The organism is Pseudomonas sp. D47 (genome assembly GCF_045447305.1).
In the GTDB taxonomy this organism is placed as follows: Bacteria; Pseudomonadota; Gammaproteobacteria; order Pseudomonadales; family Pseudomonadaceae; genus Aquipseudomonas.
In genome coordinates this window covers 16309-40986 of record NZ_JBJGXU010000044.1, presented here as the reverse complement: position 1 = coordinate 40986, position 24678 = coordinate 16309, and the positions used below count along the sequence as shown (strand labels likewise).

General features: G+C 60.4%; 22 protein-coding genes. 11 read left to right on the top strand and 11 right to left on the bottom strand.

The annotated features are described in order from the left end of the window. Positions 1–75 precede the first annotated feature (75 nt). On the top strand, positions 76–1023 hold the full coding sequence (locus tag ACI77I_RS23375) for a LysR substrate-binding domain-containing protein (RefSeq protein WP_094951391.1): 948 nt from the start codon (positions 76–78) through the stop codon (positions 1021–1023). Between the two features lie 213 nt (positions 1024–1236). Further along, entirely contained in the window at positions 1237–1647 is a 411-nt protein-coding gene (locus tag ACI77I_RS23370; RefSeq protein ID WP_406998523.1) for an HPF/RaiA family ribosome-associated protein, read from the top strand. 59 nt (positions 1648–1706) lie between these two features. On the opposite strand, the gene ACI77I_RS23365 is transcribed toward ACI77I_RS23370, so the two are convergent. Continuing rightward, positions 1707–3218, bottom strand: a complete 1512-nt coding sequence (locus ACI77I_RS23365) for an MFS transporter (protein WP_406998522.1) — start codon at positions 3216–3218, stop codon at positions 1707–1709. A gap of 106 nt (positions 3219–3324) precedes the next feature. On the opposite strand from ACI77I_RS23365, the gene ACI77I_RS23360 reads away from it, so the two are divergent. After that, the gene (locus tag ACI77I_RS23360; RefSeq protein ID WP_094951388.1) at positions 3325–4197 is read left to right on the top strand and encodes a LysR family transcriptional regulator; all 873 of its coding nucleotides are present in this window, start codon (positions 3325–3327) and stop codon (positions 4195–4197) included. A gap of 110 nt (positions 4198–4307) precedes the next feature. Here ACI77I_RS23360 and fecA read toward each other — a convergent pair whose 3' ends face one another. The 3 genes from fecA to ACI77I_RS23345 form a co-directional block, all read right to left on the bottom strand. Continuing rightward, a complete protein-coding gene (fecA, locus tag ACI77I_RS23355) occupies positions 4308–6644 on the bottom strand; it encodes a TonB-dependent Fe(3+) dicitrate receptor FecA (RefSeq protein WP_406998521.1) in 2337 nt (778 codons plus the stop codon). Positions 6645–6734: 90 nt separating this feature from the next. After that, complete coding sequence (locus ACI77I_RS23350; RefSeq protein ID WP_406998520.1) at positions 6735–7676, bottom strand: FecR domain-containing protein; 942 nt, start codon at positions 7674–7676, stop codon at positions 6735–6737. Next, positions 7673–8161: a sigma-70 family RNA polymerase sigma factor gene (locus ACI77I_RS23345; RefSeq protein ID WP_406998519.1), complete on the bottom strand. Its 489-nt coding sequence runs from the start codon at positions 8159–8161 to the stop codon at positions 7673–7675. The genes ACI77I_RS23350 and ACI77I_RS23345 overlap by 4 nt, the downstream gene beginning before the upstream one ends. Before the next feature lie 170 nt (positions 8162–8331). On the opposite strand from ACI77I_RS23345, the gene ACI77I_RS23340 reads away from it, so the two are divergent. From ACI77I_RS23340 to ACI77I_RS23315, 6 genes are all read left to right on the top strand, one after another. Continuing rightward, positions 8332–8634 carry a DUF3649 domain-containing protein gene (locus tag ACI77I_RS23340; protein ID WP_094951384.1) on the top strand — a complete coding sequence of 101 codons (303 nt, stop codon included), beginning with the start codon at positions 8332–8334 and terminating at the stop codon, positions 8632–8634. Beyond that, complete coding sequence (locus tag ACI77I_RS23335) at positions 8631–10205, top strand: PepSY-associated TM helix domain-containing protein (RefSeq protein ID WP_406998518.1); 1575 nt, start codon at positions 8631–8633, stop codon at positions 10203–10205. The genes ACI77I_RS23340 and ACI77I_RS23335 overlap by 4 nt, the downstream gene beginning before the upstream one ends. Further along, positions 10206–10532: a DUF3325 domain-containing protein gene (locus tag ACI77I_RS23330; protein ID WP_094951382.1), complete on the top strand. Its 327-nt coding sequence runs from the start codon at positions 10206–10208 to the stop codon at positions 10530–10532. It begins immediately after the preceding gene. A gap of 7 nt (positions 10533–10539) precedes the next feature. After that, the gene (locus ACI77I_RS23325; protein WP_094951381.1) at positions 10540–11118 is read left to right on the top strand and encodes an RNA polymerase sigma factor; all 579 of its coding nucleotides are present in this window, start codon (positions 10540–10542) and stop codon (positions 11116–11118) included. After that, positions 11115–12092: a FecR family protein gene (locus tag ACI77I_RS23320; protein ID WP_406998517.1), complete on the top strand. Its 978-nt coding sequence runs from the start codon at positions 11115–11117 to the stop codon at positions 12090–12092. The genes ACI77I_RS23325 and ACI77I_RS23320 overlap by 4 nt, the downstream gene beginning before the upstream one ends. Before the next feature lie 250 nt (positions 12093–12342). Next, positions 12343–14583 carry a TonB-dependent receptor gene (locus tag ACI77I_RS23315; protein ID WP_406998516.1) on the top strand — a complete coding sequence of 747 codons (2241 nt, stop codon included), beginning with the start codon at positions 12343–12345 and terminating at the stop codon, positions 14581–14583. 74 nt (positions 14584–14657) lie between these two features. On the opposite strand, the gene ACI77I_RS23310 is transcribed toward ACI77I_RS23315, so the two are convergent. Beyond that, positions 14658–15008 carry a glutaredoxin family protein gene (locus ACI77I_RS23310; protein ID WP_064450852.1) on the bottom strand — a complete coding sequence of 117 codons (351 nt, stop codon included), beginning with the start codon at positions 15006–15008 and terminating at the stop codon, positions 14658–14660. Beyond that, entirely contained in the window at positions 15008–16012 is a 1005-nt protein-coding gene (gene yejK, locus ACI77I_RS23305; protein WP_048720332.1) for a nucleoid-associated protein YejK, read from the bottom strand. Before yejK ends, ACI77I_RS23310 begins: the two co-directional genes overlap by 1 nt. Before the next feature lie 396 nt (positions 16013–16408). Between yejK and ACI77I_RS23300 the strand changes: the two genes are divergently transcribed. Next, positions 16409–16690 carry an HU family DNA-binding protein gene (locus ACI77I_RS23300; RefSeq protein WP_003188840.1) on the top strand — a complete coding sequence of 94 codons (282 nt, stop codon included), beginning with the start codon at positions 16409–16411 and terminating at the stop codon, positions 16688–16690. A 116-nt stretch (positions 16691–16806) separates the two neighbouring features. Here the strand turns inward: ACI77I_RS23300 and rlmF are convergent, their stop codons facing one another. Next, positions 16807–17826: a 23S rRNA (adenine(1618)-N(6))-methyltransferase RlmF gene (gene rlmF / locus ACI77I_RS23295; protein ID WP_094951378.1), complete on the bottom strand. Its 1020-nt coding sequence runs from the start codon at positions 17824–17826 to the stop codon at positions 16807–16809. 249 nt (positions 17827–18075) lie between these two features. On the opposite strand from rlmF, the gene ACI77I_RS23290 reads away from it, so the two are divergent. Beyond that, positions 18076–18507, top strand: coding sequence for a hypothetical protein (locus ACI77I_RS23290; protein ID WP_406998515.1), 432 nt, complete (start codon positions 18076–18078; stop codon positions 18505–18507). Between the two features lie 617 nt (positions 18508–19124). Here the strand turns inward: ACI77I_RS23290 and ACI77I_RS23285 are convergent. From ACI77I_RS23285 to ACI77I_RS23270, 4 genes are all read right to left on the bottom strand, one after another. After that, positions 19125–21971 (bottom strand): valine--tRNA ligase, encoded by a 2847-nt coding sequence (locus ACI77I_RS23285; protein WP_094951377.1) that lies wholly within the window; start codon positions 21969–21971, stop codon positions 19125–19127. 211 nt (positions 21972–22182) lie between these two features. Beyond that, a complete protein-coding gene (locus ACI77I_RS23280; RefSeq protein ID WP_406998514.1) occupies positions 22183–22578 on the bottom strand; it encodes a DNA polymerase III subunit chi in 396 nt (131 codons plus the stop codon). A 7-nt stretch (positions 22579–22585) separates the two neighbouring features. Continuing rightward, positions 22586–23014 carry a DNA polymerase III subunit chi gene (locus ACI77I_RS23275; RefSeq protein ID WP_094951375.1) on the bottom strand — a complete coding sequence of 143 codons (429 nt, stop codon included), beginning with the start codon at positions 23012–23014 and terminating at the stop codon, positions 22586–22588. Positions 23015–23065: 51 nt separating this feature from the next. Then, entirely contained in the window at positions 23066–24556 is a 1491-nt protein-coding gene (locus tag ACI77I_RS23270; protein ID WP_094951374.1) for a leucyl aminopeptidase, read from the bottom strand. Positions 24557–24678: the final 122 nt, after the last annotated feature.

The window sequence follows — 24678 nt, the reverse complement described above, 5'->3', positions numbered from 1 at the left end:
GGCGCGATACTGAGCCTCTGGATCGGCACTGACCAACGAATTATCCTAAGACACCCTTTAGCAGGACTAAACTCTATGACCCGGCCCCTTCATGGTCAGACCTACGTCTGGCTGCACGTTTTTTCCTGCGCTGCGCGGCATTTGTCGTTCACCCGCTGCGCCGAAGAACTGCACATCACGCCGGGGGCGGTGAGCCAGCAAATCCGCCAGTTGGAGGAGCGTTTGGGTTTCCGGCTGTTCCATCGGCGTGCGCGCGGTGTGGAGTTGAGTGCCGAGGGGCAACGGCTGGCGGCGACGGTGGGGGAGGCTTACGGCAGCATCGATGCGGAGTTGCAGCGGCTGGACGCGGGGATGATCAGCGGCACCTTGCGCCTGCGCTCAATCCCGTCGTTTCTCGGCAAATGGCTGACCCCGCGTTTGCCGCGTTTGCAGCAACGCTTTCCGGATATCCAGCTGCGCATGGTCGCCGAAGACAGCAGCATCGCGCTGCACGAAGGTGACTTCGACTTGGCTATCGACCTCAATGACGGCAGCTACCCCGGCCTGTTATCCACAGCCCTGCTCGATGAGCAGATTTTTCCGGTGTGCGCCCCCAGCCTGTTGCGCGGCCGCCCGCCACTGCATGGCCCGGCCGACCTGGTGCATTTTCCGCTGCTGCACGACATCACCGCCTGGCGTGGGAGTTATGAATACGCCGAGTGGGAGTTTTACCTGAATGCCATCGGCTACCACCAGGCCGACGTACGGCGCGGCCACACCTTCAACCGCAACCACCTGACCATCGAAGCCGCCATCGCCGGCATGGGCGTGGCCATCGCGCGGCGCACTTTGCTCAATGATGAGTTGGAGCGTGGCACCTTGATCGTGCCGTTCGGCCTGGCCGTGCCCAATCACAAACGCTACGTGCTGCTGTATGCGCCGGGCGCACTGAGCCATCCGGGCGTACGCGCGGTACATGACTGGCTGGTGGAGGAAGCGGGGATTTTTCGCGGATTGCACCCGTTGGGAGAGGGGCAATTATGAGGTTCGCTGGGCGTAAGAAGATGTAACTAACTCCCCACCCTAACAGCGTTTTTGCTCGTCGTCAGACTTAATTTGTAATGTGGGATTTATCTTTGCAAAGGGCTTGAAATGTTCTTCTGACTGCTCAATTGTGTAGTCAAGAGGTCATGGTTTCACCACCCCGGTGTTGCAGTTTGTGACCTCCCGCGAGCTAGCTGAAATAAGGGAAGAACTATGCAAATCCAAGTCAATAGCGATAACCATATTGAAAGCAGCATCCGACTGGAGGAGTGGGTACGTACTACCATTGAGAGCACGCTCGAACGTTATAAAGAAGACCTGACCCGCGTCGAGGTCTACCTGAAGGATGAGAATGGCGACAAGCCCGGTCCCCACGATCTAAGTTGCCGCCTGGAAGCGCGGCCAAAAGGCCATCAACCACTGTCGGTCCTGCATAAGGCCGATACCCTGGAACAGGCGATTGATGGCGCAGCTACCAAGCTTGAGCATGCGCTGGAACATCTTTACGGCAAATTACGCGGCAAACCACGCGCCGCCGGGCAAGCATTGCCTAATACCAAGGTCGACGAGGCCGAGCTCGAAGAGGAATTTCTGGAAAACGAACAGGCTGCGCTTAACAGCTGATAGCTGAGTGTTTTTTCAACCCCAATCAAACGGGCCTGCATCTGCAGGCCCGTTTTCGTTTACCGCCCGCGTCGGAAGAAATACCCACTCAACATCGCCAACCCGCCCGCGCCAAGGCCTGCAAAGAGCATGGCCCAACCGGCACCCTGGCGCAGCGCCGCCCGGGCATCTGCGGGGGGCAGCACCAACGCGTCCAGCTTGCCTGCCGCAATGTTCTGGCTGATCGCGGGCCAGTCCAGCGCCGAAGTTTGGGGCAGCAGGCTGGAAAGGTGATGGCTGATGCCCAGCAACAACACCAGGCCCATCAGCGCGATGTTGAGCGCCAAGGTGATCAGCCGTGCGCTGAGGTCAATGCCTGAGGCCATGCCCGCGCGGTCGGCCGAGACGGAGCCGGTGGTGGTGTTGGTGGTCGGTGAGTTGGTCAGCGCCAGCCCGACGCCGGTTATCGCGCAACTGAGCAGTACCCATACGATGGTTGGCTGCTCGGCCGTATTGATCGCCGCCATGACGATAAACCCTGCGCCCATCATGCCCAGGCCCAAAGGAATGATGCGCTCGGCGCCGTAGCGCAGGGCCAGGCGCTCGGCCAGCGGCGGCACCAATAAGGTCGGCAAGGTGTAGGCGAGTAGGGCGCCGCCGGTGGTCAGCGTGTCGTAGCCCAGGCCCGCCTGGAAGTAGAGCGGCAGGTAGATCATGAACGGCCAGAAGCTGAAATTCATGCCGATCGAGCCCATCAGCGCGCCGTTGAAGCGTTGGATGCGGAACACCGAGAAATCGAACATCGGGTGCGCGCTGCGTCGCTCGACAGTGATGAACAACAGCAGCCCGGCCAACGACAAGCCTGCCCAGCCAAGCATGGCCGGCGTGCCAAAGCCGTTCTCGCTGCCCTGGGTGATGAAGTAAACCAGCGCGAACACCGACAGCGTCAGGGTCAGCATGCCGGCGATGTCGAGGCGATGGCCGGCCGGGTCACGGGACTCTTGCACACTGATGCGTAGCAGCACGAGTGTCAGCAAGGTCAGCGGCACATGCACCAGGAACACCCAGCGCCAGTCCGCGACCGCCAGGATCAACGCCCCCACCATCGGCCCAAAGCCCAGGCCCACACCTGCGATCACGCCCCATATCGCAAAGGCCCGAGCCCGCGCTGCAGGCTCACGGAACTGGTGCGACAGAATCGCGAACTGGCAGATCATCATTGCCCCGGCCCCCACGCCCTGGACAAACCGCGCCGCGATCAGCGTGGGCGCATCGTTCGCCAAGCCACACGCCAGCGAGGCCAAGCCAAACAGCCACAGGCACAACACCAGCATGCGCCGCCGCCCAAAGCGATCGGCCAGTGTGCCGGCTGCCATCAGTACGCTGGTGCAGGCCAGGGTGTAGGCATTCATGATCCATTGCGCGTCTTGGAAGCCCGTGCCCAGTTGCTGTTCCAGGGTTGGCAGGATGATCGGCACGCTGGAAATTTCCAGGCCGAACATCAGGGCTACGAGGCAGACGGCGGTGAGGGCCAGGCCATCTTTGGCGGTGCGCGGTGCGCTGACGGCCGATACGGCGGCGGCGGGCGGCATGGGATATTCCTTTCGATTAGGTGAGCGCACTATTCTCGCGGGAACAAGATTCTTTATTCGTGATAAGTTTTCCGTTGATAAGGGAATCAAGAGCGACAATGAAATCATGGCCACACCGCGTTTTGATGGCGTTGAACTCTTTCTGCAAATCGTCGAAAGCGGCAACCTGACCGAGGCCGCCGAACGGCTGAACCTCACGCGTTCGGCCGTGGGTAAAGGGTTGGCGCGACTGGAGGCTCGCCTGGGCACGTGCTTGTTGCAGCGCTCCACGCGCCGCCAACGGCTGACCGAGGACGGGCAGGCCTACTACGAACATTGCCTGCGTGCGCTGGCCGAACTTGAAGCCGCCGAATCGGTGCTGGAGAGTGGCCGGCAACAGCCGCGTGGAAGGTTGAGGGCGAGCCTGCCGTTGGCGTTCGGTCATCACTATGCGGCGCCTGCTTTGTGGGGCTTGATGGACCGTTACCCGGAGCTGGAGATCGAGATTTCGTTCTCTGACCGGCTGATAGACCTGGCTCAGGAAGGTTTCGACGTTGCCGTGCGCATCGGCCCGCTACCGGACACCGACCGCCTGAGCGCACGCCGCCTGGGCGAGCAGTCCGTGTGCCTGGCCGCTTCACCGGCGTACTTGCAGCGTGTCGGGCGGATTGAGTGCATCGATGACCTCGCCGCACACCGAGGCATTGCCTACCGTTGCAATACCTCGCATCGCTCGGGTGTGCCGTCGCCCTTGGTGCTGGACGACCTCCAGGCCGTGGCCGACGCCGCCATTGCGGGCGTCGGCCTGGCCTGGTTGCCGAGCTGGCTGATTGCGCACTATGTACTGCGCGGCCAACTGGAAGCGGTCCTGCCGAGCTACCGCGACCAGCCTGCGCCGATCCATGTGATTTGGCCCACGGCCGCACACATGCCGGCCAAGACTCGCTGCGCCATCGATGCCTTGGTCGCCGGCACGCCGAGTTGCTTGGCAGGTAGTTAGACCCCGTTGCCATCAGGTCAGCCGATCCCCTGTGGGGCTCGACAGCTCCCCCAGGTTTTGCACCGTTTGTAAGGTCCCACTCCTTAACTGGAGCTCTATGACTCAGGCAATCAGAACGCGATAGACGTCTGCACGTACACCGTGCGCGGCTCGCCGACGTATTTGCCCTTGTTGTTATCGTCGAACGAGCGTGTGTAGTACTGCTTGTTGAGGATGTTTTTCACCCCGACTGCCACGTTCAAATCCGACAGCTGTGGGCCGAAGTCATACGCCGCGCGGCTGCTGAACAGCATGTAGCCGGGGATGCGTCCATTGGCACCGTCGGCCGTTTCGGCCTGGGTGTTGGCGTTGTCGGCGAACTGGCTGCTCTGGTAGCTGCTGTCCAGGTTGAGCTTCCAGCGGCCTTCGGTGTAACCGACGCCCAAGGTGCCTTTGTGCTTGGACGAGAAGGGCACACGGTTGCCTTTGTTCGAGCCGTCCTCGCGGATGGTTGCATCGACGTAGGCGTAAGTGGCGTACACATCAAAACCGGCCAGCGCCGGGCTCAAGCCGTCGAGGGCGTAGTTGATGCTCGACTCGATGCCCTGATGGCGGGTCTCCCCACGGGCGATTACCGAATCGTTGGTTTGGTTGCTGTCGTACTGGTTGTCGAAGTTGATCAGGAACGCGCCGATTTCCGCACGCAGGGTGCCGTTGTCGTAGCGCGTGCCGAGTTCCCAGGTGCGGGCTTTTTCCGGTTTCACTTCGCCGCTGGTCACGCGGTTGGGCATCTGGCTGTACTGCACGCTGCCGAACGAGCCTTCGGTGTTGGCGTAGAGGTTCCAGTCTTCGGTGAGGTGGTAAAGCACGTTCAACGCCGGCAACGCGGTGTTGTAGTCGCCCTTGTATTTCACGTTGGTCAGGTTGTTGGTCTGCTGGGACTCGATCATCTCGTAGCGAATGCCCGGGGTGATGGTCCACTTGCCGATATCAATGCGGTCATCGAGGAAAAATGCATTGGCTTCAGTGGCGCCACGCGTATCGCGGTCGTTGCGGCTGTTGGTGTCGGGCAGTTGCTGGTTGGCGCTGATCGGCGTGCGGTAGCGCAACTCGTGGCCGGCTTCGTTGATGTAGCGGTAGCCGACGCCGACTTCGTGGCTGGTCGGGCCGAGGTCGAAGCCTTGGGCGAAGCGGGTTTCCAGGCCGCGTACCCAGTACTCGCGCGGCGACAGCGAGAGGAAGTTGCCCTGATCCAGGTAGCCATTACGCAACGTGGTGGTGAAGAAGGTATTGGCGGTGAATTCGCGACGGTCTTCCTGGTAGCGGTAACCGGCGTTGAACATCGTACGGCGGCCCCAGAATTTGTCGTAGGGGCGCGTGGATTGGTACGGGTCGGCCTTGTAGTCCTTGACGTTCAAACCGCCGGGCATATCGGCCTGGCCTTCGTAGTACTGCGCCATGGCGTTGAAGCTGTTGGCATCGTCGAGCTGGTATTTGCCCTTGAGGATCAAGTCGTCGATGCGCGTGTTGCTGTTTTCGCGCCAGTCGCCGCCACGGGTGCCGGAGTACAGAATCGCGCCGCCCAGGCCGTTATCGGCCGTGCCGCCGGCCAGCAGGTTACCGGTGGTCTTGAAGCCATCGTGGCTGGAAGACGGGCTGGTCTCGGTCTGTAAACCGCCTTTGACGGTCGGTGCATCCGGGATTGCGCGGGTGACGAAGTTGACGATGCCGCCGACGTTCTGCGGGCCGTAGCGCACCGCGCCGCCGCCGCGAACCACGTCCACCGCATCCATATTGCCCATGCTGATCGGCGCGAAGGACAGTTGTGGCTGGCCATACGGCGCGAAGGGCACCGGGATGCCGTCCATCAGCACCGTAGAGCGCGAAGCCAGGCGTGGGTTGAGCCCGCGAATGCCGAAGTTGAGCGCCATGTCATGGCTGCCGGTGCCGTTGTTTTCCGGTGCGTTGACGCCGGGGATGCGGTTGAGCACGTCACGCGCCTGGGTCGCGCCCTGGCGCTCGAATTCCTCGCGGCGGATCACATCACGCGCGCCGGGGTGTTCGAACACGTTAGTTTGCGCCGCGTCGCCGAGCCAGTCGCCGACTACGTTTGAAGTTTGCAATTCGAGCGTGGCAGGGGCGCCCGCCGGTTGCAGGCTGTAGGCGTTTTCGCCCTCCGCGCGGGCTTGCAGGCCGGTGCCTTCGAGCAGTTTTTGCAGGCCTTCGTCGGCGCTGTAGTTGCCCGACAAACCACGGCTTTGCATACCCGCCGTAACGTCGGAGCCAAAGGAAATCAGCACGCCGGCCTCACGGCCGAATTGATTCAGCGCCGCTTCCAGGCTCGCCGGCGCAATGTGATACGGCTTGGCGTCGGCGGCCATGACAGGTGCCAGCACCGTAAGACTCAGGCTGGCGCCCAGTAGGAGTTGGCGCAAGGTACGGGCGAGGAGCGTCGGTTGCTGGGGCATGAAGGGCGGTCCTGAGAAGGAAGGATCAAGGTGGCTTTCCTTCTCTGTCACGCGAGGTGTGGAAAACGGCTCATATTTTTTAAAAATAATTTACGCGCGTGCCTGGACGGTCACCCAGTAGCGGGTAAATCGCCGCACTTTCACCGGCAGGCTGACTTCCAACAGGTCGAGGATGCGTTCGCTGTCATCCAATGGGTAACTGCCGGACAGCAGCAAGTTAGCCACTTGCGGGTCGCAATTAACCTGGCCGCGGCGATAACGGCCCAGCTCGGCGAGGAATTCTTCCAGGCGCATGTGCGCAGCCACCAGCATGCCGTCTGCCCAGGCGCCGCTGTTGGCATCGTTAGAGCGCGGGGTGTCCCAGCCTTTGCGGGTGACGTTGACTTGGCGCGAGGCCTCGACCGTCAGAGCTAGGCCGCTGTAGCGGTTGGGCATCACGTCGACATGGCCATCGAACACCGCCAGTTGGGTATGGTCGTTGAACTGGCGCACGTTCAGCCGTGCAGCCTGGCTGCTCAGCAGGCCTTGCCCGGTCAGCACGTGCAGCGGCGTATCGCCGGGGCGGGCGGTCAGCAGGATTTCGCCTTCAAGCAGGCGGACCAACCGTTGGCGGCCATCAAAATGCACATCCACCGCGCTGCCGGTGTTGAGCTGCAATTGGCTGCCATCGGCCAATTGCACCTTGCGACGCTGGCCGACGGGGCTGCGGTAGTCGGCGCTCAGCGGCGGCAGAATCTGCTGTTGGCGCAGGCTCCAGGCCGCAGCCGAACCGGCGCCGAGGATCAGCAGCAGCTTGAGGGCCTGGCGCCGGCTGCTGGATTTCGGCGCGTTCAACGCCGCGTGCGCCAGCGGCGAGGGCATGCCGCGCAGGCGTTGGTTGACGCGCTGGATATGGTCCCAGGCGCGTTGATGTTCGCTGTGGGCCTGGAGCCATTGCTGCCACGCAGCTTGCTGGCGTGGGTTGAGCGCGCCTTGCTGCATTTCCATCAGCCAGTGCACGGCTTGCTCGGCGACTTGCGTGGAGAAGTTCATAGGGCGAAGTAGCAGCGCATGGCGGCTTTGTTCAGGTGGCGTTTGACGGTGGCGATGGAGATGCCCAGTTCGGCGCCGACTTGCGCGTAGGTCAGGCCGTCGAGCTGGGCCAGCAGGAAGGCGCGTTTGGCCTGCATGGGCAGGCCGTCGAGCAGTTGGTCCAGCTCCAGCAGCGTCTGCAGGATGATTGCGCGTGCTTCTTCCGACGGCGCCACGTGTTCGGGCATTTGCGCCAAGGCGTCGAGGTAGGCGCGCTCCAGGTCCTGGCGGCGGTAGAAGTTGAACAGTACGCGCTTGGCCACGGTGGTGAGAAAGGCGCGGGGTTCGATCAGCGTCGGTATTTCCCGCGCGGTGAGCACGCGGATAAAAGTGTCCTGGGCCAGGTCGGCGGCGCTTTGCGGGCAGCCGAGCTTGCGTCGCAACCAGCCGGTGAGCCAGTGATGATGGTCGTTGTACAGAACTTCGACGGTATTGGACGGCTGCAACGCAATCACTCCACAAGCATCGGCATGCTTTAGAGAACAAGAATTGTTCGCATTGTAGGGTGCGTGACAAGGTTCGGCAATCCGGTAAGGCCGGTGATTCATCCGTTCTCTTTTGCTTATGAGAATATTTATCATTAATATTGCGCGCTGATGAACCTGGCGCCTCCTGCATGAAAAGCAAACGCACACTTCCCGTTACCTACCGTCTAGCCGTCACCTCGCGGGTGCTGGCTGCCGTGGTGGGCGGTTATCTGATGGCGTCCCTGGCAGCCGTCTGCCTGGCGCTGTGGATGCCGACGTCGCGCGCCGACGCGGTGATCACCGGGATGATGAGTTCGTTTGTGTTCTACCTGTTGGCGGTGCTCTGGTGTTTTGCCTGCCGCACGGCGTGGCGCGCCTGGGCGGGTGTGATGCTGCCGAGCGCGCTGTTTGCGACCCTGGCCGGCGTGGGTTTCTGGATGGCACGCACATGAAAGAGGGCTTTCGCCAGGCGATGGCCTGGTTGCACACCTGGGCCGGATTGATTTTTGGCTGGCTGCTGTTTGCGATTTTCCTGACCGGCACCTTGGCCTATTTCAAAGACGAAATTACCCATTGGATGCAGCCTGAAGTGCAGGCCCACCCACTGGACGATGCGCGCAGCCTGGCCGCCGCGCAAACCTATCTGCAGCACCAGGCGCCCAACGCCGCGCGCTGGTTTATCACCCTGCCTGGCAGCCGCGACCCCGGCCTGTCGGTGATGTGGCAAGACAAAGTCGACCCCGGCAAGCGCGGCAACTTCATCCAGAAAGTCCTCGACCCAGTCACCAGCCAGCCCGTGCAGGCCCGTGAAACTATGGGCGGCGAGTTCTTCTACCGCTTTCACTTCCAACTGCAAATGCCCTACCCGTGGGGCCGCTGGCTGTCGACCATCGCCGCGATGGTGATGTTTGTCGCGTTGATCACCGGCATCATCACCCACAAGAAAATCTTCACGGACTTCTTCACCTTTCGCCCGCGCAAAGGCCAGCGTTCCTGGCTCGACGGGCACAATGCGGTGGGCGTGCTGGTACTGCCGTTTCATTTGATGATCACCTACAGCAGCCTGGTGATCTTCATGAGCATGGTGATGCCCGCGCCGATCGTGGCTTCCTACGGCGACGACAGCCGTGGGTTTTTCAATGAAGTGTTCCCCAACACCAACAATGCGCCGGCGCTCGGCCAGCCGGGTAAATTGCTGCCGTTATTGCCGATGTACCAGCTAGCGCGCGAGCAATGGGCAGGCGGGCATGTTGGCCGTTTAGTGGTCAACAACCCGGGCGATGTGAACGCCTCGGTCAATGTGGTTCGGTCCGGTTCCGACCGCGTGGCGCATGATTTTGGCAGCAGTGTGTCGTTCAACGGCACCACCGGCGAGTTGTTGCGGGTCAGTGGCGAGCAGTCGCTGCCGGCGGCGATTAGTGGCAGTTTCTACGGCCTGCACATGGGCCATTTCGCCGGCCCGGTGCTGCGCTGGCTGTACTTTATCTGCGGCTTGGCGGGCACAGCCATGATCGGCACCGGCTTGGTGATCTGGCTCGGCAAGCGCCAGCTCAGGCACGCCAAAACCGGTGTGATGCCGTTTGAGCTGCGGCTGGTGGAAGTGCTGAATATCGCCAGCATGTCTGGGCTGATGATCGCCATTGCGGCGTTTTTCTGGGCCAACCGTTTGTTGCCGATGAGCTTCGCCGAGCGCTCCGACTGGGAAGTGCAGGCCTTCTTTATCGCCTGGGGCTTGAGCCTGCTGCACGCCGTGCTGCGTCGAGGCCGCCAAGGCTGGGTTGAGCAACTGAGCGTCGGCGCGTTGCTGTTTGTGGCGATTCCCCTACTCAACGCGCTGACCACCTCGCAGCATTTGGGTGTGTCACTGCTCAGCGGTGACTGGGCCATGGCCGGCTTCGACCTGACGTGCCTGGCCAGCGGCCTGTTCCTGGCCTGGGCGGCCTGGAAGATGCAGCGCCGCATGGCGCCGCAGCCCAAGGCCGAACGCGCGCAGGCATTGACGCTCAAGCAGGAGGCGAACTGAATGCTGCTCGCCCTGTTGATGTGCTACGCCGGGTTTGCCGCGTTGTGCCTGTCTACCGATCGCCATCACGGTGAATTGCTGCACAGCAAACCATCGCCCAGTCGGCGCTTGAGCCTGCGCGCCTGCGGTTGGCTGCTGCTGATGCTGGCGATCTGGCCGGCCGTCGCTGGCTCGGGTTGGGCCCAGGGTTTGGTGCAGTGGTGCGCCGTCTTGATGCTCAGTGCACTGCTGCTGGTGTTGCTGCTGCCGTATCGGCCAAGGCTGGCCTTGACCCTGGCGGGCGTCGGCCTGCTGGCCAGCCCGGTTGCGGCGTTCGCCTTATTCTGAGCCTTCCATGATGATCAGCACTCCGCCGGAATCCCAAGACAGCCCGCACACCGATGCGGCCGGTGGACGTGCGCATTTCCTGCAGGTGTTTTTGTCCCAGCGCTCGCAAATGGAAGCGCTGGTCAGCCGACGCGTGGGCTGCCGCGCCACCGCGGCCGACTTGGTGCAAGACCTGTTCCTGCGCTTCTGGCGCCGGCCACTGGTGCAGGTCGAAGAGCTCAGCACTTACCTGTTGCGCTGCGCCGGCAACATCGCCATCGACCACCTGCGCAGCGAAGGTGCACGCGCACGCAGCAGCGAAGGCTGGTTGCCGGAACAGCAGGACAATCAGGGCTCCGAACCCCAGGCCGCCCTCGAAGCGGGCAATGACCTGCGCCATGTCGAGGCCGCCTTGCGCAGCTTGCCGGAACGCACCCGGCAGATTTTCCTGCTCAACCGCATTCACGGGCGCAAATACGCGCAAATCGCCAAGGCCATGGGGCTGTCCCAAAGTGCCGTGGAAAAACATATGATGCGTGCCCTCGAAGCCTGCAAAGCCAGCCTTCGCGAACCCTCTTGCCCACGTACGCCAGGGAAAGCACCGTGACCGTCACCCCCACGCCCGCCCAGGAGCAGGCCGCACTTGACTGGCTGAGCCTGCTGCACGATCAGCCCAGCAGTGGCGACCAAGCCACCTTCAGCCGCTGGCTGCGTGCCGACCCTGCGCACGTCGAGGCCTATGCCCAGGCCCAGGTGTTGTGGGAGTTGAGCGAGGTGCCGGCGCGCGCACTGGCGGACGAGGACGCCTTGGCCTTGCAGGGCTACCTCAATGCGATGAACACCTCCAAGCGCTCACGTGTTGTGCGCAGGTGCAGCGCCTTGGCCATGGCTGCGTGCCTGCTGGTGATGGTCGCGATGGGCGCCGGTTGGCAGCCGTCACGCTGGGTCGATGACTTCGGCGCCGATTATGTGACGGCGCCGGGGCAGGTGAAGACCGTGACCTTGGCCGATCAATCCCAAGTCACCCTGGATGCCGACAGCGCGATCGCCGTGGATTTCAGCCAGGGCGAGCGTCACATTCAGTTGCGTCGCGGGGCGGGCTTTTTCAATGTGACCCACACCGGCCAACCGTTTGTGGTCGAGGCCGGCAGCGGTGAAGCGCGAGTGCTGGGTACCCAGTTCGAAGTGCGCCTGCAACCGGCGGGCGCCCAGGTGACGGTGCTGTCCGGTCGGGTGGGTGTGACGCCGTCCAAGCAGGGCTCGCAGCAAGTTCTGACGGCAGGCCAGCAAGTGGCCTACGCCGAAGGTGTGGCTGAGCCCTTGCATGCCGTCGACAGCGAATCACGCCTGGCCTGGCGTGACGGCTGGCTCAATTACTACAAGGCGCCGCTCGCCGAAGTGGTCCAGGACCTGGGCCGTTATTACCCGGGCCGCATCCTGCTGCTTAACGACGAGATGGCCGCCAAACGCGTCAGTGGCAGCTTTCCGAGCAACGACCCGCAGGCGGTGTTGAATGCCTTGCAGGCGGTGTTGGGGTTTGAGCAGCACAGCTTGTTAGGCCGGATGATTGTGTTGCGTTAGCGATACATCAGGCTTCAATTTCCCTTTCGCAATTCTCCGCCAGGTCTGCGCAGGCCGCGCCTCGCGGTGCCTGCGGACCTTTCACCGAACCTTCATCGCAATCACCCCAACCTGTCACCAAACCGTTACACGTGGCGCGGATCATCGCCGGGTTCCTGAGTGAGTGGTCAGGAACCTCGGCGTCGTCAGCCAACCAAGTTCCGGCGCGACTGCTCCATACCACAGAGCAACGTCAGTAAGGGATCTACAGGTGAACTACAACAATCTTTATGCCCTGCTTTTAGCCTCGGGCCTGGGTGGCTTTGCGCCGCTGGTTTTGGCGGACGACGCGCAGGATGTGGGTTCGGTGAATATCGCCGGCAAACAAACCCTGGGCAACGGGCACATGATTCGCGAAGAAAGTGCCAAGGCGCGGTCGACGGTGACCAAGGAAGCCATGGACCAAATGTCGGCGACCGCCAACGCCATCGACAAGCTCAAATACACGCCAGGCATCAACGTTTCCAGCGATGACGCCAGCGGCACCAGTGGCACCAACTTCACCATGCGTGGCATGAGCTCCGACCAGGTCGGGGTGTCCGTCGACGGCGTGCCAATCAACGACTCGGGCAACTACAGCGTCTATTCAAACCAGCTGGGCGACCCGGAAAACCTCGCCGAAGTGTTTGCCACCCAAGGCTCCTCCGAGGCCGACGGCCCGCACATCGGCTCCAGCGGCGGCAACATCGGCATGATCACGATTCGGCCAACCAAAGAGTCCGGGTTGTTTGCCAAACAGACCGTCGGGTCCAATGACTTGCGCAAGACTTTCGTGCGTTTGAACACTGGCGATTTCGGCGGCCTAAGGACCTGGGTGTCGGCATCGCACCTGGAAGGTGACAAGTGGCGCGGCAAAGGCACGCTGCGTAGCGACAAAGTCGAGTGGAGCAGCCTGTTTGAAGACGGCAACGGCAACTCCACGCAGGCGACAGTCAAGTACAACAACCAGGAAAACTACAACTACAACACCCTGAGCAAAGCGCAATTTGAGAACGAAGGGCGACGCAAGGACTACGCGCAAACGCCGGTGTACAAGTCGGGTTTGCTGTCGTCGTCCTACAAGCTCAACCGCAACCCGTTCGAAAGCGTCAACGCCACGCTCACGCAGCGCTGGCAGTTGCAAGACAACCTGGCGCTGACGGTCACCCCGTATTACTACTGGGCCAACGGTGGCAGCTTCAGCGGCCAGACCGCGTCGAACCTGGGGCCCAAATCCGACAAGGCCGGCAATTACGACCTGAGCAACCTGAAATCGGCCAACTACTACCGCCCTTCGTGGACCGAAACCTGGCGCCCTGGCGTCACCGCGAAAATGAAGTGGGACATCAACGAAGAACACAGCCTGGACTACGGCTACTGGTATGAACGCGCACGCCAGCGCCAGACCCAGCCCTTTATCGGGATCAACAGTGAAGGCGCGCCCAGTGATGTGTGGGGCGACTACAACGGCGGCGGTCAGGTGGTCGACAAGAACGGCGCCACCGTCCAAGGCCGCCACTACTACACGGTCACCCCGTCGCAGAAACTCTGGGTGCAGGACAGCTGGCAAGCCACGCCGGACCTGAGTTTCGTCGGTACCCTGGCCTACCAATACGTCGAGCGTGACGGCAACAACCTCGGCAGCCTGTACGACAAAGCGGAAAAACGTAACACCCGCTACCACCAGTTCCTGCCCAGCTTCAGCGCCAAGTACCAGGTCGACGAAAGCAACCAGACGTTCTACAACGTCACCCGCAACATGCGCACGCCGCCGAACTACGTGCTGTACAACAAGGGCGACTCGGTGAGCCTGAAGTCCGAGTTGAGCTGGAACCAGGAACTCGGCTGGCGCTACAACGAAGACGACATGGCGTTGAGCGCGACCTTGTTCTACATCAGCTTCAAGGATCGCCAAGTGTCGACCACCGACTCCGCCGGTGACTACATGGTGCTTAACGTCGGCAGCGTCGAGAACAAAGGCCTGGAATTGGAGTGGAGCGGTTTGTTGCCGCACAACTTCAACTACTACGCCTCGTACACCTATACGAAGTCGGAGCAGCAAGACAATTTGCTCAGCAAGAATGTGTTGTTGCCAACGGCGGGCAAGCAACTGGCCAACGTGCCGGAAAACATGTTCAACCTGGTGTTCGGGTATGACGACTCGCGCTTCTACGGCAACATCGCGGGCAAGTACGTCGGCAGCTTTTATGGTGATTTGACCAACAAAGAAAAAATCGACGGCCGTACGGTGTTTGATTTGAACGCGGGTATTTACTTGCCGGTGGACAAGAAGGTCATCAAGTCAGCGACCTTGCGGTTTTCAATGCTTAACGTGTTCGATAAAGAATACTTGAGCTCGGCACGCACCGTGGCGTTCAACTCGGCACCGGTGAATGGCTTGGCGCCGAGTACGGCGTATTACAACGTGGGGGAAGAGCGTACGGCGATGGTGTCGTTGGAAGCTAACTTCTAATAAGGCCACCGCTGGGCTAAATGTGGGAGCAGGCAAGCCAGCTCCCACATCAGTTGGCTCTCATACCGATTGGGTTACTTCAACGCGGCCATGATCGCTTCAGGGTTGAACTCGCGAATCAGCGTGCCATTCACGTCCACAAACGGAATCCCGCCTCCGCCCAACGCCTCATACGCCTTGCGCGCCTGGGCGTCCTTCTCGATATCCAGGGCCTGGTACGGAATGCCTTTCTGGTCCAGAAAGCGCCGGATCTGCTTGCAGTAGCCACACCACTCGGTGGAATAGAGCACCACGCGCGCCGAGGCGCGTACCTGCTCCGAAACCACCTGTGAGGGGTTGAACAGCCGCTCGATCTTGCCCCAGTTCTGGATCACCACCACGACCAGCAACACCAACAGGACTTTCTTGAGAACCCCGCCGAGCATCAGTTACGGCGCTTGAGCTGGTCGGTCAGTTGGGTTGGCAGGCCCTTGATGATCAAGGTGCCGGCGGCTTCGTCGTATTCGATCTTGTCGCCCAACAGGTGCGCTTCAAAGCTGATGGACAAGCCTTCGGCGCGGCCGGTGAAGCGGCGGAACTGGTTGAGGGTGCGTTTGTCGGCCGGGATTTCCGGCGACAGGCCGTAATCTTTGTTGCGGATGTGGTCGTAGAACGCTTTTGGTCGATCTTCATCGATCAGGCCTGAGAGTTCTTCCAGGCCCATCGGCTCGCCGAGCTTGGCTTGGCTGCTGGCGTAATCCACCAGGGTTTTGGTTTTTTCGCGGGCGGATTCGTCGGGCAGGTCTTCGCTTTCGACGAAGTCGCTGAACGCCTTGAGCAAGGTGCGGGTCTCGCCCGGGCCGTCGACGCCTTCCTGGCAGCCAATGAAGTCGCGGAAGTACTCCGAGACTTTCTTGCCGTTCTTGCCCTTGATAAAGGAGATGTACTGCTTGGACTGTTTGTTGTTCTGCCACTCGGAGACGTTGATGCGCGCCGCCAGGTGCAGTTGGCCCAGGTCCAGGTGGCGCGAGGCGGTCACATCCAGGTCCTCGGTCACCGCCACGCCTTCGCTGTGGTGCAGCAGGGCGATGGCCAGGTAGTCGGTCATGCCTTGTTGATAGTGGGCAAACAGCACATGGCCGCCGGTGGAGAGGTTGGACTCCTCCATCAGCTTTTGCAGGTGCTCGACCGCCGTGCGGCTGAAGGTGGTGAAATCCTGGCCACCGTCGAAATATTCCTTCAACCAGCCGCTGAACGGGTGCGCGCCGGACTCGGCATGGAAGAAACCCCAGGCCTTGCCTTGTTTGGCGTTGTAGCTCTCGTTGAGGTCGGCAAGCATGTTCTCGATGGCGGCCGACTCGGCAAGTTCGGAGTCGCGGGCGTGGAGAACTGCAGGTGTGCCGTCGGGTTTTTTGTCGATCAGGTGGACGATGCAATGACGGATCGGCATGGGCTTCTCGGCTGGTTGAAGGGGAGCGGTTGGCCTCCCCGAAAAGTCGCCCAGTGTACCGCACCCGTTGGGCATGACGCGCTCCGAAGGGTGTTTTGGCTACCCTCCGACGCCCTATATGCCCTTTTTTCACGGTTTAGAGCGATAAAGCTGACCAAATGGGTATGTTGAAGCGGATATTTCCCCGTCTCTGTGCTAGTTTTGCCCCGTCTTACGCCAAGACTCGGCGTTAAGCGTGCATTCAGCATCTGTCAGGTCGAACCAATCCCCGTTTCAAGCATCTATAACCCCGATCTCCGTGGTTATGGCCGGGGGTGCCAGGCCATGACGGTCGGGCTCGACGGCTGACACTGCACTCTGCAATCCATATGAATTTGATAGGGAAGGAACACCACAATGGCTATTACTAAAGACCAACTGATCGCTGACCTGGCTGAAGCAGTAGACGCACCGAAAACTACCGTGCGCGCTCTGCTGGACCAACTGAGCCAAGTTGTTGCTGATCAGCTGGAAAACGGCGGCGAAATCACTCTGCCAGGCGTTGGCAAACTGAAAGTGACCGAGCGTCCAGCCCGTACTGGCCGTAACCCTTCGACTGGCGCTGCCATCGAAATCGCTGCCAAGAAAGTTATCAAGCTGGTTGTGGCCAAAGGCCTGACCGACGCTGTTAACAAGTAAGACGCAGCAAAAAAAACCGTGCTCCGGAGAGATCCGGGCACGGTTTTTTGTTGCCTGCGATTTGGCGGTAGTGGCGGATTTATTGTGGCGAGGGAGCAAGCTCCCTCGCCGCACGTTTAGTCGCGCACCCAGCGCTGGCGCCACAACTGCTGTTCGTTCTTGGTCTGGAAGGTCCAGGCCACAAAACGGCTTTGCTTCTGGCCCTGGGACATCTCCACCACCTGGCTTTCCAGCACGCCGGCTTTTCTCAGGGCGGTCTCGATCGCGGGCAAGTTCGACGCTTTTGACACCAGGGTGCTGAACCACAGCACCTTGTGGGCAAAGTGCGCACTCTCAGCGATAAGCTGCGTTACAAAGCGCGCTTCACCGCCTTCACACCACAACTCCGCCGATTGGCCACCGAAGTTCAGTACCGGCAGCTTGCGCTTGGGATCGGCCTTGCCCAAGGCGCGCCACTTACGCTCGCTGCCCTTGGTGGCTTCGTCCATGGACGCATGGAACGGCGGGTTGCACATGGTCAGGTCAAAACGCTCACCTGGCTCCAGCAGGCCCAGCAAGATCTGCTTGGGATTGGATTGCTGACGCAGTTGAATAACCTTGCTCAGGTCATTGGACTGCACGATGGCCTTGGCGGCAGCCACGGCAATAGGGTCGACCTCCGAGCCGAGGAAGTTCCAGCGGTATTCCATGTAGCCAATCAGCGGATAGACGCAGTTGGCGCCCATGCCGATGTCCAGCACCTTGACGATGGAGCCGCGCGGAATCTTGCCGTCGTTGACGCTGGCCAGCAGGTCGGCGAGGAAATGCACGTAATCCGCACGCCCCGGCACCGGTGGGCACAGGTAATCCGCCGGGATATCCCAATGCTGGATGCCATAAAAGGACTTCAGCAATGCCCGGTTGAACACCCGCACCGCGTCCGGGCTGGCGAAGTCGATACTTTCCTTGCCATAAGGGTTGATGATCACGAATTTCGCCAGTTCCGGCGTGGTCTTGATCAGCGCCGGGAAGTCGTAACGGCCCGTGTGGCGGTTGCGCGGGTGCAAGGTGGCCTCTTTGCGCGGCGCGACGGGTTTGGCCGTGGCTGCGGTTTTAGGCTTCTTGCGCGGTGGTTTAGGTGTGCTGGGGGCGGTCATGTTGACTCTGGAGTAGGCTCAAAAATGGCGGGTATTATCCCACATTCATGAGGGAAAACAGGAATATCTACCGGTGGAGCAAAACCAGAGTGGGCAGCCTATTCGAAATAATAGAAAGCCTAGTTATTCCTTAAGGGTTAGCTGACCTGTGATTTCTGACAGTAGATTGCCGCCGTTTGAGCGTGTAAGTTTTTTTAGTTGCAACGCAAAAGAAACTGACTTTAATTTACTTAAAGGAATAAGTACTCTGTGATGACGTTGGCGGGAGCGATGTTGCTGGCGATGAACGCATGGGCGGCTGGCACGAGCCCTTCGCAAAATAAGATGCAGGGTGTGGCTGAGGGGAGCATCATTGTAGAAAGCGCAGGCGCTAGTTCTTTTTATGTCAGCGACACTGATCCAACCGTTGGCTATGCCAGCCCTCTTAGTATTGATGTGGCCGGGTCTGCTATTCGAGTGGGCAAGGAACTCGAAATTAAAAATCAAGGTTCAAAGGCAACGACAATTGGTACTAAAAATACCACGCTGGCTGCACCGCTCACTCTTCCAGCAAAAAGCGGTGTTTTATTTATTAATACGGCTGGCGGGTGGGTGTCCCATGGTGTCATGTCGGATAACACACCTCCACCACCGGGGGCTCCCGCGTCAGGTCAGGTAAATGTTCCGCCTGTGTCGAATTAGGGGGGAGGCGGTGAGGGGTTAACACCTTAAGTCTAGGGTGGTCGGTCGCAGATATTAACGATCTGCGATCGATTTAGAGTGATCGATGCGATCATAGTGAAAGCCTTGTTGCGTCAATTCATTAATCAAATCGCTTAACAGTACGTTGCTGGCTGATCTGATCGTGGCATTGTTGGGAGGGCATGTCGAGTACAGTTAAATTGGACGCTGCAGTTTCCAGCTGCGTCCCATCTGCGGAGTAAGGTGTGTAATAAAGCTTCAAGTCTGGGTTCGGGGCTGAACCATTATCTCCAACTAATTATGCTATAGGGGATAATGAAAAAATCCCCCTGTAAAGTGATTGGCTCTGTGGAAGCTTAGACTGCATTCATTAATATATGTTCACCACTCTTTGATTCGGTTATTTGGGATCTCCTGAAAAAAAGATTGCCCTGGCCAAAAACAATTAAAGGTGCAGAGGCTTTATCCCAGAGTAATACGGCTTTCCAGTGCGCCAATACTGTCAATGTTGACAGTTATTTATAATGTTTGCGATGGCCCTTGTTTGTGCTTTGATGCCGTTAATTTTGAGCAAAAAAAAGAGACCCGAAGGTCTCTCTTTTTAATCCAGTATTTATTTACAAGCTGGAAATCCGTGCATGTTGCTCCGCCAACTTGCCCAGCGCCTGTTCAGCCTCGGCCAACTTGGCGCGCTCCTTATCGATCACCTCAGCCGGTGCCTTGTCGACGAACGCCGCGTTGGACAGCTTGCCGCCAACCCGCTGCACTTCGCCTTGCAGGCGCAGGATTTCCTTATCGAGACGGGCCAGTTCCGCACCCTTGTCGATCAGGCCGGCCATCGGCACCAGCACTTCCATGTCGCCGACCAGCGCGGTCGCGGACAATGGTGCTTCAGCGCCGTCAGCCAATACGGTGATCGACTCCAGCTTCGCCAGCTTTTTGAGCAGCGCATCGTTCTCGGTGAGGCGGCGCTGATCTTCGCTACTGGCGTTCTTCACAAACACGGCCAGTGGCTTGCCCGGCCCGATGTTCATCTCGGCGCGGATGTTGCGCGTGCCGAGCATCAGGGTCTTGAGCCATTCGATATCGCTTTCGGCGGCCTCATCAATGCGTGCTTCGTTGGCCACTGGCCACGGTTGCAGCATGATGGTCTTGCCTTCGATACCGGCCAGCGGCGCGAGGCGCTGCCAGATTTCTTCGGTGATGAACGGCATGAACGGGTGCGCCAGGCGCAGCGCCACTTCGAGCACGCGTACCAAGGTGCGACGTGTGCCACGCTGGCGTTCGACCGGCGCGTTTTCGTCCCACAGCACTGGCTTGGACAGTTCCAGGTACCAGTCGCAATACTGGTTCCAGATGAACTCGTACAGGGCTTGTGCGGCCAGGTCGAAACGGAACTGATCGAGTTGGCGGGTCACTTCGGCTTCGGTGCGCTGCAGTTGCGAGATGATCCAGCGGTCGGCCAGGGACAGCTCATAGGCTTCGCCGTTCTGGCCGCAGTCTTCGCCTTTGTCCAGCACGTAGCGCGCGGCGTTCCAGATCTTGTTGCAGAAGTTGCGATAGCCTTCGACGCGGCCCATGTCGAACTTGATGTCGCGACCGGTGGAGGCCAGCGAGCAGAAGGTGAAGCGCAGGGCGTCGGTGCCATAGCTGGCGATGCCGTCGGCGAACTCGTCGCGGGTCTGCTTCTCGATCTTCTTCGCCAGTTTCGGCTGCATCAGGCCCGAGGTGCGTTTCTGCACCAGGGTTTCCAGGTCGATACCGTCAATGATGTCCAGCGGGTCGAGGACGTTGCCCTTGGACTTGGACATCTTCTGGCCTTGGCCATCACGTACCAGGCCGTGCACGTAAACGGTCTTGAACGGCACCTGCGGCGTGCCGTCTTCGTTTTTCACCAAGTGCATGGTCAGCATGATCATCCGGGCAACCCAGAAGAAGATGATGTCGAAGCCGGTGACCAGCACGTCGGTGGAGTGGAATTTTTTCAGGAACTCGGTCTGCTGCGGCCAGCCCAGGGTAGAGAACGTCCACAGGCCCGAGCTGAACCAGGTGTCGAGTACGTCGTTATCCTGTTGCAGCGCAACGTCCGGGCCGAGGTTGTGCTTGGCACGTACTTCGGCCTCATCGCGGCCCACATAGACCTTGCCCGACTCGTCGTACCAGGCCGGAATACGGTGGCCCCACCACAGCTGACGGCTGATGCACCAGTCCTGGATGTCACGCATCCACGAGAAGTACATGTTTTCGTACTGTTTAGGCACGAACTGGATACGGCCATCTTCCACGGCAGCAATCGCAGGTTCAGCCAACGGCTTGGTCGACACGTACCACTGGTCGGTCAGCCAAGGCTCAATGATGGTGCCAGAACGGTCGCCCTTCGGCACTTTCAGGCCGTGGTCGTCGACGCTCACCAGCAAGCCGGCGGCGTCGAAGGCTGCAACGATCTGCTTACGTGCTTCAAAACGGTCGAGGCCGGCGTATTCGGCCGGGATCTTGCCGTCGATGCTCTCGTTCAGCGTGCCGTCCAGGTTGAACACCTGGCAGGCTGACAGTACGGCGGCGTTCTTGTCGAAGATGTTCAGCAGCGGCAGGTTGTGGCGCTTGCCGACTTCGTAGTCGTTGAAATCGTGGGCCGGGGTGATTTTCACGCAGCCGGTGCCGAATTCAGGGTCGCAGTAGTCGTCCGCGATGATCGGGATGCGACGCCCCACCAACGGCAGCTCAACGAACTTGCCGATCAGCGCCTGGTAGCGCTCGTCGTTCGGGTTAACCGCGACGGCAGCATCGCCAAGCATGGTTTCCGGACGGGTGGTGGCGACGATCAGGTAGTCGTTGCCCTCGGCGGTCTTGGCGCCGTCGGCCAACGGGTACTTGAGGTTCCACAGGAAACCTTTCTCGTCGTGGTTTTCCACTTCGAGGTCGGAAATCGCCGTGTGCAACTTGGTGTCCCAGTTGACCAGGCGCTTGCCGCGGTAGATCAGGCCGTCTTCATGCAGGCGCACGAAGGCTTCTTTCACCGATTCCGACAGACCGTCGTCCATGGTGAAGCGCTCGCGGCTCCAGTCGACGGACGAACCCAGGCGACGGATCTGACGGCTGATGTTGCCGCCGGACTGATCCTTCCATTCCCAGATCTTTTCCAGGAATTTCTCGCGGCCCAGGTCGTGACGGCTCTGGCCGGTGGCTTCGAGTTGGCGTTCCACCAGCATCTGGGTGGCAATGCCAGCGTGGTCGGTGCCCGGTTGCCACAGGGTGTTACGGCCCTGCATGCGGCGGAAGCGGATCAACGCATCCATGATCGCATTGTTGAAGCCATGGCCCATGTGCAGGCTGCCAGTGACGTTCGGTGGCGGAATCATGATGGTGTAGGAATCGCCGGCACCTTGTGGGGCGAAATAATTCTCGGACTCCCAGGTGTTGTACCAGGAAGTTTCAATGGCGTGCGGCTGGTAGGTCTTATCCATGCGCGGCGGGACCCTATTGGCATTTATTCAGGAAAGCCGGCAAGTATAACGGGGGATAGGGCGCAGGGCGAGGTGAAGACAGGCTTGAGATGTACGCAGTGCAAATGTGGGAGGGGGCTTGCTCCCGATAGCAGTGGGTCAGTGACTGATAAGCTGGCTGACCCAGCGCTATCGGGGGCAAGCCCCCTCCCACAGTAGATCCAGGTGTGGCTCAGGACTGGTATTGGCTGAGCAACCGCTCCATCCGCGCATCCAACCTGCGTTTGATCTCGGTTTCGATATGCGGCGCAAAGTCGTCGATCACATCCTGCATGATCAGTTGCGCAGCGGCGCGCAGCTCGTTGTCCAGGTGCAGCAGCAGGGCGTCTGGCGCCTTTTCGGTAGCCGCCGCAGCCGGCGCGGGCTCTACAATCGGGGCTTTGGCGACAGGCTGCGGTACGGCGGGCTTGCCACCGACCATGTCGAACAACAGCGGAATCTGTACCTCACCGTCGACCGTTTCGGTCAGCAGCGGCGGTTGCAAGCCATCATCACCGAGCAACTGTCGGATGGACTCAAGGTCGTCCAGCAGGTGGTCGTCTTTTTTTGTAGGTTTTGGCGTGTCCATCATGTACTCAAAGTCGTTGTAGCCGGTGATCTTGCAGAGAATAGCCCTGTTCGCGGTAGAAACGGAAACTCTCCCGCGCGGCTTGACGAATAGCCGGGTCTTCCACCACCACTTCCGCCACACGGGCAAACGCTTTGGCAAAAGCCGGTACTTTCAGGTCCAGGTTGACCAGCAGGTCATGGTGGTCGCCGCAGCTGTCGCCTAGACCCAACACAATCAGGCCTTCGGGTTCGGACTCGGCAGGGCCGTGGGGCACAAAACTTTCGCCCTTGAAGCGCCACAGACGGGCGTCGAGGTCGTCACGTTGGGCGGCATCGCTGCAATGCAGGTAGATGCGGTGGCCCATGCGCCAGGCTTTTTCGGTGAGTTTGCAGGCAAAGTCCAGGCGCGCAGAGGGATCGGCGCTGGGCAATATATAGAAGTCGACTTGGGTCATTGCGGTTCCTGAGACCGGGGCGCCATGGGGGCCGCCCCGGAATCTTCAGTTTCAGGCTTTGGCGCGATCCAGCAGGTATTGGGTCAGCAGTGGCACCGGACGGCCAGTGGCGCCCTTGTCCTTGCCGCCGCTGGTCCAGGCCGTGCCGGCAATGTCCAAGTGCGCCCAGTTGAAGTTCTTGGCAAAACGCGACAGGAAGCAGGCAGCGGTGATGGTGCCGGCTTTCGGCCCGCCGATGTTGGCGATGTCAGCGAACGGGCTGTCCAGCTGTTCCTGGTACTCATCGAACAGCGGCAGTTGCCAGGCGCGGTCGTCGGCAGCCTTGCCGGCGCTGAGCAGTTGCTCGATCAGCTCATCGTTGTTACCCAGCAGGCCCGAGGTGTGGGCGCCCAGGGCAACCACGCAGGCACCGGTCAGGGTGGCGATGTCGATCACGGCTTGCGGCTTGAAGCGCTCGGCGTAGGTCAGCGCATCACACAGCACCAGACGGCCTTCGGCGTCGGTGTTGAGGATTTCCACCGTCTGGCCGCTCATGGTGGTGACGATATCGCCCGGACGGGCTGCGCCGCCGCTCGGCATGTTCTCGGCACACGCCAGGATGCACACCAGGTTGATCGGCAGCTTGAGTTCCAGCACGGCACGCAGGGTACCGAACACGCTGGCGGCGCCGCCCATGTCGTATTTCATCTCATCCATGCCTGCGCCCGGCTTGAGGCTGATGCCGCCGGTGTCGAAGGTGATGCCTTTGCCGACCAGGGCGTAAGGCTTCTCGGACTTCTTGCCGCCGTTATATTGCATCACAATCAGGCGGGGTGGCTGGTCGCTGCCCTGGCCTACGGCATAGAACGAGCCCATGCCCAGTTCCTTGATCTTCTTCTCGTCCAGCACTTCAACCTTCAGGCCCTTGAACTCTTTGCCCAGTGCCTTGGCTTGCTCGCCCAGGTAGGTTGGGTGGCAGATGTTTGGTGGCAGGTTGCCCAGGTCGCGGGTGAACGACATGCCTGCAGCGATGGCCTGAGCGTGGGTCACGGCGCGCTCGACTTCAGCCTGGGCGGCCTTGATAGTCAGCAGGGTGATTTTCTTCAGGGCGCGCGGTTCGGCTTTCTGGCTCTTGAACTGGTCGAAAATGTAACCGCCATCCACCAGGGTTTCGGCCAGCAGGCGGGTCTTGCCGTAGCTGTCGCGGCCTTTTACGACGATTTCATCAAGTGCCAATGCTGCATCGCTGCCGCCCAAGCCCTTGAGGGTGGTGAGGATACCGCTGATGATCTTGCGGAACGGGCGGTCGCCCAGTTCGGCTTCCTTGCCCACGCCCACCAGCAACACGCGGTCGGCTTTGAGGTTAGGCAGGCTTTGCAGCAGCAGGCTCTGGCCGACTTTGCCGGCCAGGTCGCCGCGCTTGAGCACGGCGCTGATGGCGCCACCGCTCAGTTCATCCAGTTGCTTGGCGGCGACGCTGAGCTTGCGGCCTTCGCCGACGGCGACCACGAGGGTGGCGGTTTTCAACGTTTCGGGGCTAACGCTTTTTACAACCAATTCCATTTTCGGGTCCCTTATAAAGGTCTGTGAGCCTGAGTCTGTACGCAGGCTTTCAAGCGTGGCAGCTCTGTAAACCGCCCGCGACAAAGGCCGCAGTTTGAACCTCGCCGGCGGAACCTGACAAC

Coding starts and splice junctions, on each gene's coding strand:
- ACI77I_RS23330 (WP_094951382.1), top strand. CDS start 10,206: ATGCTGCTCGCCCTGTTGATGTGCTACGCCGGGTTTGCCGCGTTGTGC.
- ACI77I_RS23375 (WP_094951391.1), top strand. CDS start 76: ATGACCCGGCCCCTTCATGGTCAGACCTACGTCTGGCTGCACGTTTTT.
- ACI77I_RS23365 (WP_406998522.1), bottom strand. CDS start 3,218: ATGCCGCCCGCCGCCGCCGTATCGGCCGTCAGCGCACCGCGCACCGCC.
- ACI77I_RS23350 (WP_406998520.1), bottom strand. CDS start 7,676: ATGAACTTCTCCACGCAAGTCGCCGAGCAAGCCGTGCACTGGCTGATG.
- ACI77I_RS23370 (WP_406998523.1), top strand. CDS start 1,237: ATGCAAATCCAAGTCAATAGCGATAACCATATTGAAAGCAGCATCCGA.
- ACI77I_RS23310 (WP_064450852.1), bottom strand. CDS start 15,008: ATGCTCGGCGGGGTTCTCAAGAAAGTCCTGTTGGTGTTGCTGGTCGTG.
- yejK (WP_048720332.1), bottom strand. CDS start 16,012: ATGCCGATCCGTCATTGCATCGTCCACCTGATCGACAAAAAACCCGAC.
- ACI77I_RS23285 (WP_094951377.1), bottom strand. CDS start 21,971: ATGGATAAGACCTACCAGCCGCACGCCATTGAAACTTCCTGGTACAAC.
- ACI77I_RS23300 (WP_003188840.1), top strand. CDS start 16,409: ATGGCTATTACTAAAGACCAACTGATCGCTGACCTGGCTGAAGCAGTA.
- ACI77I_RS23360 (WP_094951388.1), top strand. CDS start 3,325: ATGGCCACACCGCGTTTTGATGGCGTTGAACTCTTTCTGCAAATCGTC.
- ACI77I_RS23335 (WP_406998518.1), top strand. CDS start 8,631: ATGAAAGAGGGCTTTCGCCAGGCGATGGCCTGGTTGCACACCTGGGCC.
- fecA (WP_406998521.1), bottom strand. CDS start 6,644: ATGCCCCAGCAACCGACGCTCCTCGCCCGTACCTTGCGCCAACTCCTA.
- rlmF (WP_094951378.1), bottom strand. CDS start 17,826: ATGACCGCCCCCAGCACACCTAAACCACCGCGCAAGAAGCCTAAAACC.
- ACI77I_RS23325 (WP_094951381.1), top strand. CDS start 10,540: ATGATGATCAGCACTCCGCCGGAATCCCAAGACAGCCCGCACACCGAT.
- ACI77I_RS23275 (WP_094951375.1), bottom strand. CDS start 23,014: ATGACCCAAGTCGACTTCTATATATTGCCCAGCGCCGATCCCTCTGCG.
- ACI77I_RS23280 (WP_406998514.1), bottom strand. CDS start 22,578: ATGGACACGCCAAAACCTACAAAAAAAGACGACCACCTGCTGGACGAC.
- ACI77I_RS23340 (WP_094951384.1), top strand. CDS start 8,332: ATGAAAAGCAAACGCACACTTCCCGTTACCTACCGTCTAGCCGTCACC.
- ACI77I_RS23270 (WP_094951374.1), bottom strand. CDS start 24,556: ATGGAATTGGTTGTAAAAAGCGTTAGCCCCGAAACGTTGAAAACCGCC.